At 67.9% G+C, this 12,307-nt stretch carries 16 protein-coding genes; 8 read left to right on the top strand and 8 right to left on the bottom strand.

The features are described 5' to 3' along the window. Positions 1 to 303: 303 nt before the first annotated feature. The 3 genes from KM176_RS11645 to KM176_RS11635 are packed head-to-tail and all read right to left on the bottom strand — an operon-like array spanning position 304 to position 2,788. A complete protein-coding gene (locus KM176_RS11645; RefSeq protein WP_160897218.1) occupies positions 304 to 1,272 on the bottom strand; it encodes a threonine ammonia-lyase in 969 nt (322 codons plus the stop codon). After that, complete coding sequence (locus tag KM176_RS11640; RefSeq protein WP_160897219.1) at positions 1,269 to 2,105, bottom strand: alpha/beta fold hydrolase; 837 nt, start codon at positions 2,103 to 2,105, stop codon at positions 1,269 to 1,271. Before KM176_RS11640 ends, KM176_RS11645 begins: the two co-directional genes overlap by 4 nt. Further along, the gene (locus KM176_RS11635; RefSeq protein ID WP_160897231.1) at positions 2,105 to 2,788 is read right to left on the bottom strand and encodes a haloacid dehalogenase type II; all 684 of its coding nucleotides are present in this window, start codon (positions 2,786 to 2,788) and stop codon (positions 2,105 to 2,107) included. Before KM176_RS11635 ends, KM176_RS11640 begins: the two co-directional genes overlap by 1 nt. A 209-nt stretch (positions 2,789 to 2,997) precedes the next feature. Here KM176_RS11635 and KM176_RS11630 point away from each other — a divergent pair, with 209 nt between their 5' ends. Then, positions 2,998 to 3,426, top strand: coding sequence for an FKBP-type peptidyl-prolyl cis-trans isomerase (locus KM176_RS11630; RefSeq protein WP_160897220.1), 429 nt, complete (start codon positions 2,998 to 3,000; stop codon positions 3,424 to 3,426). A gap of 122 nt (positions 3,427 to 3,548) precedes the next feature. Here the strand turns inward: KM176_RS11630 and irrA are convergent, their stop codons facing one another. After that, entirely contained in the window at positions 3,549 to 3,968 is a 420-nt protein-coding gene (irrA, locus tag KM176_RS11625; RefSeq protein WP_160897221.1) for an iron response transcriptional regulator IrrA, read from the bottom strand. Between the two features lie 209 nt (positions 3,969 to 4,177). Between irrA and fabA the strand changes: the two genes are divergently transcribed. From fabA to KM176_RS11610, 3 genes are all read left to right on the top strand, one after another. Continuing rightward, a complete protein-coding gene (gene fabA / locus KM176_RS11620; protein ID WP_160897222.1) occupies positions 4,178 to 4,687 on the top strand; it encodes a bifunctional 3-hydroxydecanoyl-ACP dehydratase/trans-2-decenoyl-ACP isomerase in 510 nt (169 codons plus the stop codon). A gap of 120 nt (positions 4,688 to 4,807) precedes the next feature. Further along, entirely contained in the window at positions 4,808 to 6,037 is a 1,230-nt protein-coding gene (fabB, locus tag KM176_RS11615) for a beta-ketoacyl-ACP synthase I (RefSeq protein WP_160897223.1), read from the top strand. Positions 6,038 to 6,045: 8 nt separating this feature from the next. After that, positions 6,046 to 6,834, top strand: coding sequence for an enoyl-ACP reductase FabI (locus KM176_RS11610; RefSeq protein WP_160897224.1), 789 nt, complete (start codon positions 6,046 to 6,048; stop codon positions 6,832 to 6,834). 69 nt (positions 6,835 to 6,903) lie between these two features. Here KM176_RS11610 and KM176_RS11605 read toward each other — a convergent pair whose 3' ends face one another. Genes KM176_RS11605 through KM176_RS11595 form a run of 3 tightly spaced genes read right to left on the bottom strand, consistent with a single transcriptional unit; the run spans position 6,904 to position 9,339 of the window. Next, positions 6,904 to 7,617, bottom strand: coding sequence for an EI24 domain-containing protein (locus KM176_RS11605; protein ID WP_236045292.1), 714 nt, complete (start codon positions 7,615 to 7,617; stop codon positions 6,904 to 6,906). Then, a complete protein-coding gene (locus tag KM176_RS11600) occupies positions 7,602 to 8,180 on the bottom strand; it encodes a nitroreductase family protein (protein WP_160897225.1) in 579 nt (192 codons plus the stop codon). Before KM176_RS11600 ends, KM176_RS11605 begins: the two co-directional genes overlap by 16 nt. Positions 8,181 to 8,229: 49 nt before the next feature. Further along, positions 8,230 to 9,339, bottom strand: coding sequence for a class II histone deacetylase (locus tag KM176_RS11595; RefSeq protein WP_160897226.1), 1,110 nt, complete (start codon positions 9,337 to 9,339; stop codon positions 8,230 to 8,232). A gap of 74 nt (positions 9,340 to 9,413) precedes the next feature. Between KM176_RS11595 and KM176_RS11590 the strand changes: the two genes are divergently transcribed. Next, positions 9,414 to 9,680, top strand: coding sequence for a DUF167 domain-containing protein (locus tag KM176_RS11590; RefSeq protein ID WP_202398114.1), 267 nt, complete (start codon positions 9,414 to 9,416; stop codon positions 9,678 to 9,680). 5 nt (positions 9,681 to 9,685) lie between these two features. Here the strand turns inward: KM176_RS11590 and KM176_RS11585 are convergent, their stop codons facing one another. Further along, positions 9,686 to 9,916, bottom strand: coding sequence for a hypothetical protein (locus KM176_RS11585; RefSeq protein ID WP_160897227.1), 231 nt, complete (start codon positions 9,914 to 9,916; stop codon positions 9,686 to 9,688). Between the two features lie 34 nt (positions 9,917 to 9,950). On the opposite strand from KM176_RS11585, the gene KM176_RS11580 reads away from it, so the two are divergent. The 3 genes from KM176_RS11580 to KM176_RS11570 form a co-directional block, all read left to right on the top strand. Next, positions 9,951 to 10,718 (top strand): M48 family metallopeptidase, encoded by a 768-nt coding sequence (locus KM176_RS11580; RefSeq protein ID WP_160897228.1) that lies wholly within the window; start codon positions 9,951 to 9,953, stop codon positions 10,716 to 10,718. Between the two features lie 118 nt (positions 10,719 to 10,836). Beyond that, complete coding sequence (locus KM176_RS11575) at positions 10,837 to 11,670, top strand: TIGR00282 family metallophosphoesterase (RefSeq protein WP_160897229.1); 834 nt, start codon at positions 10,837 to 10,839, stop codon at positions 11,668 to 11,670. A 116-nt stretch (positions 11,671 to 11,786) separates the two neighbouring features. Beyond that, positions 11,787 to 12,307 (top strand): SLC13 family permease (locus KM176_RS11570; RefSeq protein WP_215558783.1); only part of this gene is annotated, 521 nt, incomplete at its 3' end.

The following is a 12,307-nucleotide window of genomic DNA, read 5'->3' as shown; positions in this document are numbered from 1 at the left end:
CCGTGGAATGTCCGGCAGATGCGGCGCGCCGGGCAGGGCGTGACCCTGCGGCATGTCCGGCGCTGGATATACGGTTGCTGCAACGGCAGCAGCCCGTATGAACCGCCGCCGATCCTAGCGTCCTCAACTGTCATGTAGCCTCCCTAGCTGCAAGCTAAGTGACAAAAGCAATTATCTTTGTCAACTAAAATTGCGCCTGAAATTCCTTGCTGGAAAGGCGGCAGGGGGGCTCTGCCCCCCGGGCCTGCGGCCCTCCCCCCGCCATATTTGGGGAAAGATGAAAGGGAGAGGGAGGTTTCGGGATCAGAGCGTGTCGAGGGCGCGGCGGAACATCGCAGGATCGACATTGCCGCCCGAGACCACGGCGATCACCGTGTCGGAGCGGATCTGCTCGGCGCGCCAGAGGGCGGCGGCCAGGGAGACGGCGCCGCCGGGCTCGGCGACGATCTTGAGGCGCAGGAAGGCCTGGGCCATGGCCTGGAGCGCCTCGGTCTCGGAGACCGCGAGGCCCGGGCCGCAATGGGCCTTCATCAGCGGGAAGGTGATGTCGCCGGGCTGCGGGGTGATGATCGCGTCGCAGATATTGCCCGAGAGGGCTGGATTGCGGCGGATCTCTCCGGCGGCGAGGGAGCGGGCGACATCGTCAAAGCCCTCGGGTTCGACCGGGCGGGTCAGGAAGCCCGGGGCCTTCGCGGCCAGCGCCAGCGCCACGCCCGAGGTCAGCCCGCCACCGCCGCAGCAGACCAGCACCTCGGCCTCGGTGATGCCGAGGGCGAGGGCATCCTCGGCGATCTCTAGGCCCACGGTGCCCTGGCCGGCGATCACCTGGGGCTCGTCGAAGGGCTTGATCAGGGTCAGGCCGCGTTCGGCGGCCAGGCGGGCGCCGATGGCATCGCGGTCCTCGGTGGCGCGGTCATAGGGGATGACCTCGGCGCCGAGGGCCCTGGTGTTGGCCAGTTTCAGCGCCGGGGCATCCGAGGGCATGATGATGACCGAGGGGATGCCGTGCAGGGTCGCCGCATGGGCGACGCCCTGGGCATGGTTGCCCGAGGAGAAGGCGATGACGCCGGCTTCGCGTTCGGCCGGGCTGAGCGCGGAGATCGCCGACCAGGCGCCGCGGAACTTGAAGGAGCCGGTGTGCTGGAGGCATTCGGGCTTCACCAGCACGCGGCGACCGGCGATTTCGTCGAGGAAGGGAGAGGAGAGGAGCGGCGTGCGCCGGGCATGGCCCTTCAGCCGCGCGGCGGCGGCCTCGATCATGTCGATGTTCATTGCAGTCTTTCTAGCCATCTGAGGAGGGTATCTGTGGCGGCGGGTTCGTCGAGGAAGGGGATGTGGCCGCGATCGGGCAGCGTGGTCAGCAGCAGGTTCGGGTGGCGGCGGGCCATCTCGGCGGCGGTGGCGGCCGAGAGGATGTCGGAGTTCTCGCCATGGATCACCGCCACCGGCAGCTCGAGGAGGGGAGCGAAGAAGCTCCAGGGGTCGGGCGGTTCGGTGGCGGGGGCGGGCGTGTCCGGGGCGGGCGGAAAGACCGCCTCGCGCAGGCGGGCATCGTAGCGCAGCTTCAGTCCCTCCGGGGTCTCTTCCAGGGTGACGGCGCTGTAGTCGATCCAGCGTTGCAGCGGCACGCCGGGGAAATCCGGATCGGCCAGGCGGGTGCGCGCGACTTCCTCGATCGTGGCCGCGTCAGGCACGACGCCGAGGTAGTCCCCGATGGCCGCCAGCCCTGCCGGTTCGACCACGGGGCCGATGTCGTTGAAGGCGACGCCCAGCAGGCGGTCCTTCGCGCTCAGCCCCAGGGCCATGGCGATCAGCCCGCCGCGCGAGGTGCCCAGGAGCGCCGCCTTTTCGATCCCCAGATGGTCGAGCAGCGCCAGCGCATCGGCGGCCTCCTGCGGGATGGTGTAGCCGGCGGGGCCGGACCAGTCCGACAGGCCACGACCGCGGTAATCCATCCGGATCATCCGCACGCCCGAAAGCGCGGGCGCCACGAAGTCGAAATCGCGGGAATTGCGGGTCAGGCCGGCAAGGCAGAGCAGCGGCAGGCCGGTGCCTTCGTCCTCGTAATGGAGGCGGGTGCCGTCGGGCGCGACGAAATGGGGCATCAGTAGATCTCCAGGTCGGGAAGGGCCGTGAGGTCGGGCAGGATATGGGCGGGCTGGCCGGGCAGGCGGTCGAGCGGCGCTCCGGTGCGGTTCACCCAGGCGGTGACGAAGCCGTAGGCCGCCGCCGCCGAGACATCCCAGCCGTTCGAGCTGACGAAGAGGACCTGCGCGGGCTGGGTGTGGAAACGCCGGCCCACCAGATCGTAGACCGCCGGCGCGGGCTTGAAGAGGCCGATGGTTTCCACCGAGAGCACGGCGTCCAGCACGCCGCCGATCCCCGCCGAGGCCACGGCATCCGACAGCATGGAGGGCGCGCCGTTCGACAGGATCGCGGTTTTCAGCCCCTTGGCGCGCAGGCTGGCCAGCACCGCGGGGACCTCCGGGAAGGCCGAGAGGCGCCGGTAGAGCGCCAGCAGGTGAGTGCGCAGGGCCGGGTCCTCGATCCCCTCGGCCTCCATCGCGTAGTCGAGGCCATCGACCGTCACCTGCCAGAAGTCGCAGTGCAACCCGCGGATCGCGCGCTGCCAGGAATATTCCAGCTGCTTGGCGCGCCACAGGGAGGCGATCGCAGGCCAGTGCGGCGCCAGCTGGGGGAAACCGGGGTCCGAGGCGGCCTCGCGCGCGGCGGCGGCGACGTCGAACAGCGTGCCGTAACCATCGAAGACGCAGGTGGTGACCGGCAGGGCGGGCCAGTCCTGCGCTGCGGAAAATTCGGGCATGTGTTCTGTCCCTCCCCTCCTGATGGCAGGACAGTGCCACGGCCCGTGTCGCAGGGAAAGGGCGGTCGGTTTGCACGCCGGGGCCGGCTGCGCTAGATTGGCTTCAGGAGACGGGCACCCGGCGAGAGAGACGCTGGCCCCGCAATTCACCCCCAGACATGATTGGACACATGATGAGCACTGCAAAAGCAGGCGATACCGTGCGTATCCACTACACCGGCACCCTGACCGACGGCACCACCTTCGACAGCTCCGCGGGCCGCGAGCCGCTGGAGTTCACCGTGGGCTCGGGCCAGATCATCCCCGGTCTCGACAAGGCGATCCCCGGCATGGCCGTGGGCGACACCAAGAAAGTCGAGATCCCCTGCCTGGAAGCCTATGGCGAGCGTGACCCGAACGCGACCCAGGCCGTGCCGCGCAGCGCCATCCCCGACACCATCCCGCTGGAGCTGGGCCTTCAGCTGCAGATGCAGACCCCCGATGGCCGCGCCATTCCGGTGGTGGTGACCGAGATCGGCGAAGAGGAAGTGACCCTCGACGCGAACCACATGCTGGCCGGCAAGGACCTGGTCTTCGATGTCGAGATGGTCGAGATCAAGTAAGCGCGGCACTGTCGCGTGACGGGGCCTGTCCTTCGGGACGGGCCCTTTTTCTTTGCGCGGGCTTCGGGGGAAGGGGCTGTCGCACTGGCATGTCTCGGGAGACGGCTTGCGCGCAGCCGGTGTCAGCCGTCGCGGCTGAGGCGGATCACCACGTCGACCTTGGCAATGCGGGCGCCCTTGGGCGCGCGCGGCAGCCTTGCGATCTCCAGCTCTTCCAGGGGGGCGTCGGTCAGTTCGCCGTCGTCTTCCCAGTAGAAATGCGGATGATCCAGCATGTTGGTGTCGAAATAGCTGCGCGAGCCGTCCACGGTGATCTCCCGCAGGAGGCCGGCTTCGCAGAAGGCGCGCAGGGTGTTGTAGACCGTGGCCAGCGACACCGGGTGTCCGTTGTCCTTGGCTGCGGCGAACAGGCTTTCGGCGGTGACATGGCGATCATTGCCGTCCCCCACCAGAAGAGTGGCGAGGCCAAGCCGCTGCCGGGTCGGTCGCAGGCCGGCTCTGGAAAGCCAGGCGGCGCCGCGTTCGGTTGCCGTTCCAATCATGGCGTTCTTGTATCCTGTAGTTCGCCCGACAATATAGGAAAAAATGCCACCTTGATGCAACGGGGCAACGGCCTTCGGCTGCAAGGCGGTCGCGCAGGTACCGCAAAGGGGTCCTCGGGAGAGGGGGCGCGCGGTCTTGCATGGTTCGTTGACGCGGTGATAGAGGGGGCAGGATGCAAGACGAGAAGACAGTAAAGAGGCGGGGCTGAATGGCCGACTATCCCAGCTACTTTGATCGGGACGATCTTCTGAAATGTGCGCGCGGAGAGCTTTTCGGCCCCGGCAACGCGCAGCTGCCCGCGCCACCCATGCTGATGATGGACCGCATCACCGAGATTTCCGGTGATGGCGGGGCCCATGGCAAGGGGCACGTGGTGGCGGAATTCGACATCACGCCGGACCTGTGGTTCTTCGACTGCCACTTCCCCGGCAACCCGATCATGCCCGGGTGCCTCGGGCTGGACGGGCTGTGGCAGCTGACCGGGTTCAACCTGGGCTGGCGCGGCTGGCTGGGACGCGGCTACGCGCTTGGCGTCGGCGAGGTGAAGCTGACCGGCATGGTCCGCCCGGACCGCAAGATGCTGACGTATTACGTCGATTTCACGAAGGCGGTGCAGACGCGCCGGCTGACCATGGGCGTGGCCGACGGCCGCGTCGAGGCGGATGGCGAAGTCATCTACCAGGTCAAGGACATGAAGGTCGCCCTGTCGGAATCCTGACCGGATCCGGCAGAGACAGGCGGTGCCGCACCTAGGGGCCGCCGCCGAAACGAGATGCGAAAGCGGACGTCACGGCGGGCCCCCATGGTCCTCCGGACATCCATTTGGAAGGAGGGCGCCATGCGCCGAGTCGTGGTCACCGGGTTGGGGATCGTTTCCTCGATCGGAAACAACGCCGCAGAGGTCACTGCGTCGCTGAAAGCGGGGACGTCGGGGATCGTGCACAGCCCCGAAATGGCCGAGAACGGCTTCCGCAGCCAGATCGCCGGGACCCTCAAGATCGACGTGAGCGAACATGTCGACAAGCGGGCCCTGCGCTTCATGGGCCCGGGTGCGGCCTATGCCTATATCGCGCTGAGCCAGGCCATCGCCGATGCGGGGCTGGACGAATCGGACGTGGTGAACCCGCGCACCGGCCTGGTGGCCGGTTCGGGCGGCCCCTCGACCAGCGCGATGTTCGCGGCGCACCAGTCGGTGCTGAAGACCGGCGCCACCAAGCGCATCGGTCCCTTCGCCGTGCCCAAATGCATGAGCTCGACGATCTCGGCCAACCTTGCGACGGCCTTCAAGATCAAGGGCATCAACTATTCCATCACCTCGGCCTGCTCGACCTCGCTGCACTGCATCGGCAATGCGGCGGAGCAGATCATGCTGGGCAAGCAGGATGTGATGTTCGCCGGTGGCGCCGAGGAACTGGACTGGACCCTGTCCTGCCTGTTCGACGCCATGGGCGCTATGAGCTCCAAGTACAACGATACGCCGGCGAAGGCCTCGCGCGCCTTCGATGCGGGCCGCGACGGCTTCGTGATCTCCGGCGGCGGCGGCATGCTGGTGCTCGAAGAGCTGGAACATGCCAGGGCGCGCGGCGCCAAGATCTATGCCGAGGTGACGGGCTATGCCGCGACCTCGGATGGTCATGACATGGTGGCCCCCTCGGGCGAGGGCGGTGAGCGGGCGATGCGCCTGGCGCTGGAAACCCTGCCCGAAGGCCGCAAGGTGGGCTACATCAACGCCCACGGCACCTCGACGCCGGTCGGCGACGTGGGCGAGGTCCAGGCGGTGCGCCGGGTCTTCGGCCAGGGCACGACCCCGCCGATCAGCAGCACCAAGTCGATGACCGGCCATGCCCAGGGCGCCGCCGGCGCGCTGGAGGCGATCTTCAGCCTGCTGATGCTGGAAAATGATTTCATCGCTCCCTCGATCAACGTGGAGACCCTCGACCCCGAGCTCGCGCCGGAAGAGATTGCCACGAAGCTGGTCGAAGGGGCTGGACTTGACACGGTAATGACCAACTCCTTCGGGTTCGGCGGCACGAACGGATCGATGCTGCTGTCCCGCTTTGACGGGTGAAAGACGACATGAGTGGATTGATGGCAGGCAAGCGCGGCCTCGTGATGGGGGTCGCCAACGACCGCTCCATCGCCTGGGGCATCGCGAAGGCGATGGCTGAGGCGGGCGCGGAGCTTGCCTTCACCTACCAGGGCGAGACCTTCGGCAAGCGGGTCCTGCCGCTGGCCGAGCAGCTGGGCGTGAAGCTTCTGGTGGATGCGGACGTCACCGACGACGCCTCCATGGATGCGGCCTTCGACCTGCTGGAAAAGGAATGGGGCAGCCTCGATTTCGTGGTCCATGCCGTCGCCTATTCCAACAAGGATGAGCTGGCCGGCCGCTTCATCAACACCAGCCGGGCGAACTTCAAGAATTCGCTGGATATCTCCTGCTACTCGCTGATCGACGTGGCGCGCCGGGCGCATCCGCTGATGAAGGAGGGCGGCACGATCCTGACGCTGACCTACCAGGGCTCGACCCGGGTGACGCCGTTCTACAACGTGATGGGCGTGGCCAAGGCGGCGCTGGAATCCGCGGTGCGCTATCTGGCGAACGACCTTGGTCCCGAAGGCATCCGGGTGAACGCGATTTCGCCGGGTCCGATGAAGACGCTGGCGGGGGCTGCCATCGGCGGCGCGCGCAAGACCTTCCGCCAGACCGAGGCCAATGCGCCGATGCGCGCCAATGCGACGCTGGAAGCGATCGGCGGCACGGCGGTCTATCTGGCCTCCGACGCCGGCGCCTGCACCAGCGGCGAGATCATCCGCGTGGATGGCGGCTATCACGTGCTGGGCATGCCGCAGCCGGAGAACCTCTGATCTGCCGTCGCGCCCCCGGAGAGGGCGCGACGTGCATATTTTTGGAAAGATGAATGAAAGGTCCGGGCGTCAGGCGACGCGCCGGGCCTTTTGCGTTCCGTGGAAGATATGGGTGAAGGTGGCCGCGCCGATGATCGGGATCACCAGGTTCAGCAGCGGGATCGACAGCGGGATCGCCATCAGGATGCCGGCGGCCCAGATCGTCGGCGTGTTGCGGCGGCGCTGGTCCTTCACCTGATCGGCGGGCAGGCGGCGCACGGCGGCGAGGGTGTAGTATTCGCGCCCCAGCAGGAAACCGTTCAGCCCCCAGAAGATCAGCGGCGCGAAGGGCGGGAAGATCAGGTAGAGGACGAAGGCGAGGATATTCGCCACGATCATCACCCCGAGGAAGCTGAACGTGTCGCGGATCGCGTCGGGGATGCTCTGGCCGGGCACGTCGGGCAGCTGGGGGTAATGGCGATGCTCGACCGCCTCGGCCACGTCATCGAGGAAGAGCGAGGTGAAGGCCGAGGCCACCGGGATCATCAGGAAGACTGAGAGCCCCATCATCACCAGCACCCCCGAGGCCGCCGCCAGCGTGTCGAGCCAGTGCACCGTGCCGATCCAGGGCAGGGTCACATCCGGGCCGGTCAGCCATTCCAGCCCGTACCAGACCACCACGCAGGCCGCGATCAGCAGCCCCAGGGTCAGGCCGAGGCCGAGGAACAGCACCTTGCGGAAGCGCGGATCGCCGATCTGCGAGAGCGCCCGGGCGAAGGCCTTCAGGATCAGTCCGAAATCCATGTCACCACCTGGTCGAGGTCGGGGCGCGGGCGTTCCGGGGCGGCCACCGTCTCGGTCGCGATATGGACGATGCCGGCCACCCGTTCCTGCGGCTGAAGGCCGAGGCCGATGGCGCGGAATTCCGGATCGGTGGAGGCCCAGCCCGACAGCCAGTTGGCGCCCCAGCCGGCCGCCAGCGCGGCGTTCAGCAGCGCGAGGCAGGCGGCTCCGGCGGAATAGGTCTGCTCGAGCGGGGGGACCTTGTCGGAGGGTTTCGGGCTTTCGATCACCGCCACGGCCAGCAGGCCCTGGTCATATTGCGAGCGGTCCTTGGCGATCTGTTCGGGGCTGCGTCCGGCGGCGGTGGCGCGGGCCTCGGCCAGCTCGGCCAGACGGGCCAGCGCGGGGCGTTCCAGCACCACGAAGCGCCAGGGCTCCAGCTTGCCATGGTCGGGGGTACGGGCGGCGGCGGTCAGCAGCGGCAGCAGCTGGTCCCGCGTCGGCACCGGCAGTTGCAGGGTCTTGGCGGGGCGGGAGCGGCGGCTCAGCAGGAAGGCGAGGGCCGCGTCGTTTCTTTCGGGCATGGGGTCTCCTGTCTCCTTTGCGGAGATGTCGGGGCTGGCGCCCCGGGGTTCAAGCGAATTCCGAGGCCATCTCTGTCACCAGGTCGTGCAGGAAGGCATCCATCCGGGCGTTGGGCTGGCGGGCGGCGACGGTGACGGCCATGGGATCGGCAACGGTGCGGGCGCTGCCCGAGAGGACCTCGATCACGCGGTGGCCGCAGAAGGGCACGTAGGCCTCGGAATAGCCGCCCTCGTGGACCATCACGAGCCTGCCGTCACAGAGGCGTTCGGCGGCGGATTTCACCCGGGCAGTCATCTCGCCGTAGGTGTCGACGGTGCAGAGCATCCGGGCGATGGGATCGAAGATCCCGGCGTCGAAGCCGCAGGCCACGAGGATCACCTCGGGGGCGAAACGCTCGATCGCGGGCAGCACGATGCGGTCCATCACGTCCAGATAGGCGGTGTGGCCCGCGCCAGGCGGCAGCGGGATGTTCATATTGGCGCCCAGCCCCGCGCCCCGGCCCCGATCCGCGATGTCGCCGGTGTCCAGCGGATAGTTCCGCTCCTGGTGGATCGAGATCGTCAGCACGTCGGGATCCTCGTAGAAGATCGCCTCGGTGCCGTTGCCGTGGTGCACGTCCCAGTCGAGGACGACGAAGCGCTGCGCCTGCCCCCTCGTCCGGGCGGCCTGGATGGCGATGGCGATATTGGCCATCAGGCAGAAGCCGTTCGGCCAGTCCGGCAGGCAATGGTGCCCCGGCGGGCGCGACAGCGCGTAGGCATTGGCGACCGTGCCCTCAAGCACGTCCGAGAGCGCCTGCATCGCCAGCCCTGCCGAAAGCGCCGCGATCTCGTAGCCGCCCTGGGCGAAGGGGGTGCGCAGGCCGAGCTCTCCTCCGCCCGAGTCGGACTTTGCCTTGAAGGCATCGAGGTAGGAGGCCGGGTGGATGCGCAGCAGATCGTCGCGCCCGGCCGGGGCGGCCGAGGTGGCATGGAGATCGGCCATGATCCCCGAGACATCCATCAGGTTCTTCAGGCGGCGCTTGGTTTCGGGGCTTTCCGGCAGGCCGCCGGCGGCCAGCGGCTGCACGTAGCCGCCGATCGGCAGGGTCAGCGCGTAGTTGCCCCCTGCGTGCCAGAAGCAACGCTCGTCCCAGTAGAAGCCCGATCTCGTTGACATTGGAGGGTCTCCGCTATGATTTGGGGCAGGGTGGACGCGCGGGGCGCCCGCTGCAAGGGGCGCAGGAGGTCCGCATGGTCGTGAAATTGCCGGATCTGAGCCGCCTGGCGCAGCCCGGGGCGCGGGTGGTCGTGCGGGTGACGCCGAAGGCCTCGCGCGATCGCATCGTCGAAGAGGAGGCCCTGCTGCGCGTCTATGTCACCACCGTGCCGGAGGACGGCAAGGCCAACGAGGCGGTGCGCAGGCTGCTGGCCAAGGCGATGGGGGTGCCGAAGGGCGCGCTGAGCCTGGAACAGGGCCAGACCTCGCGCGAGAAGGTGTTTCGGGTGGCGCCGGAATGACGCCGCTACTTCTTCAGCCGATAGGCCCCCTCGGGCAGGTTGAGCGCGGCAGCAAGGTCACGGACCTGGGCAATCGAAAATGTCACCTTGCGCATTTCATCCGTGCGCGGATCATACTGCTCGACGGTGATGCATTCCTCGAAGGCATTGATCACCACGTCCTCCTGGAGGGGCGCGGGGCCATCGTCGACAAGGGTTACGACGGTGCAGTCGAATTCGTGTTCAATCGTAAACATGGGCCGGTTTTAGCCCGGGGTGACGTGGCGGGAAATGGGCGAGTTTAGAAAATCGGTAACCTCCGACTGTGCGCGGATCGTGCAGGTCGCGCGCCGCCTGCTGCCGGTGCTGGTGCTGTCCGGCGCCGTGGCGCTGAGCGCCTGTTCCGCGCCGCAGGTCGAAAACGCCCCGGATGGGGAAAGCCGGCTGGGCCCGCAGGCGGCGGCGGCACAGTTCGCCCAGGTCGCCTCGACCGTGGAGCCGGTGGCCGAGAAGGTCTGCCGGCGCAAGCGCAAGGACGGGCGCTGCAACTTCCGCATCCTGGTGGACACCAGCCCCTGGCGGCCGGCCAATGCCTATCAGACGCTGGACCGGGACAACCAGCCGGTGCTGATCTTCACGCTGGCGCTGATCGCCGACATGCGCAATCCCGACGAGCTGGCCTTCGTGATGAGCCACGAGGCGAGCCATCACATCCTTGATCACCTGCGCAAGCAGCGGGAATATTCCGAGGCTGGCGCCAAGGTCTATGCCGAGGCGGCGGCGCGTGGCGGTGCAAGCCCCGAACAGCAGAAGAAGGCCGGCGAGATCGGTGCCGAATTCGGCGCGCGCTCCTATTCCAAGACCTTCGAATTGCAGGCCGATTACCTGGGGGCGCAGATCGCGCTGGAGGCGGGGTACGATCCGCTGAAGGGGGCGATGTACTTCCAGCGGCTGCCCGATCCCGGAGAGGAGTTCCTGGGCAGCCATCCCCCCAATGCCGAACGCCTGGCCACGGTGAAGCGCGCGGTACGGGCGGCCAAGCGCAAGCGCGGGTCCTGAGGCCGGGCAGGGGGCTCTGCCCCCGTCGCTGCGCGACTCCCCCGCCATATTTGGGGAAAGATGAAGGCGGTGAGCGGCAGGCTTGCCTTTCGACGGGTGTCCGCGTAGGCCCGGAGCCATGAAGATCCTGTTCCTTGGAGATGTGATGGGGCGCGCGGGGCGTGCGGCCATCGCGGAGTGGCTGCCGCGCCTGCGGACGGCCTGGAAGCTCGATTTCGTCGTGGTGAACGGCGAGAATGCGACCCATGGCATGGGCCTCTCGGGGGAGCATGCCCAGGAGTTCCTGGCGGCGGGGGCAGATGTGGTCACCCTGGGGGACCATGCCTTCGACCAGAAGGACATGCTGCAGGCCATCGGCAAGGAGCCGCGGATCATCCGGCCGCTGAACTTTGCCAAGGAGGCGCCGGGCGTCGGTGCGCGGGTCTTCGATGCCCCGGGCGGGCGCAAGGTGCTGGTGGCGCAGGTGCTGGGCCAGGTCTTCATGAAACGGCCCTTCGAGGATCCGTTCAGCCATATCGAGGCGGTGCTGAAGAAATACCCGCGTGGCGGGCTGGTGCAGGCCGCCGTGGTCGACGTGCATTGCGAGGCCACGTCCGAGAAGATGGCGATGGGGCACTGGTGCGACGGGCGGGCGAGCCTGGTTGTCGGCACCCATACCCATGTGCCGACCGGCGATGCCCAGATCCTGCCGCGCGGCACGGCCTTCCTGAGCGATGCGGGCATGTGCGGGGACTATGATTCCGTGATCGGCATGGACAAGGCCGAACCGATGCGCCGCTTCGTGACCGGCATGGCCAAGGGGCGCTTCACCCCGGCGGAGGGGCCGGCGACGGTCTCGGGCGTCTATGTGGAGACCGATGACCGCACCGGCGCCGCCACCCGCATCGAGATGGTACGTCAGGGCGGCCGGTTGCAGCCCGCGGGGCCCGGCCCGGTGCCCGAGGCGGGCTGAACGGGGGCGGATGTTCTGGGCCGGTCGGACGGCGGCGGCCTGATGGCGGGCTCGGCCCTTGCACCGCCGTGCCGGCTTTGCCTAGATGAACCGGATGCCGTGACAGGACCCTGCTGATGTCTATCCTACCGCTTCCCGAGACGTACCAGGCGGTTTTCGCGCTTTTGGTTGTGCTCGGGATGTTCGTGCTTTTCGTGCGCGAAAGCTTTCCGACCGAGGTGGTGGCGATCGGCGGTGTCGCCCTGATGCTGGTGACCGGGCTGCTGCCCTATGAGGATGCGCTCAAGGTGCTGGCCAACCCCGCGCCCTGGACCATCGCCGCCATGTTCATCGTCATGGCCGCCCTGGTGCGCACCGGCGCGCTGGAAAGCTTTACCCGCCTCGCCACCGCCCAGGCCACGCGCCGCCCGCGGCTGGCAATGGCCGGGCTCTTCGCCTTCGTGCTGCTCTCCTCGGCCATCGTCTCCAACACGCCGGTCGTCGTGGTGATGATCCCGGTCTTCATCCAGATGGCCCGGGCGCTTGGCAAGGCGCCCTCCAAGCTGCTGATCCCGCTTTCCTATGCCGCCATCATGGGCGGCACGCTGACGCTGATCGGCACCTCCACCAACCTGCTGGTCGATGGCGTGGCGCGCGG

It is taken from the genome of Pseudooceanicola endophyticus (genome assembly GCF_018760365.1).
GTDB classification, from domain to species: Bacteria; Pseudomonadota; Alphaproteobacteria; order Rhodobacterales; family Rhodobacteraceae; genus Pseudooceanicola; species Pseudooceanicola endophyticus.
The sequence above is the reverse complement of the archived record's forward strand: the minus strand, read 5'-3'. Positions and strand labels throughout refer to the sequence as shown.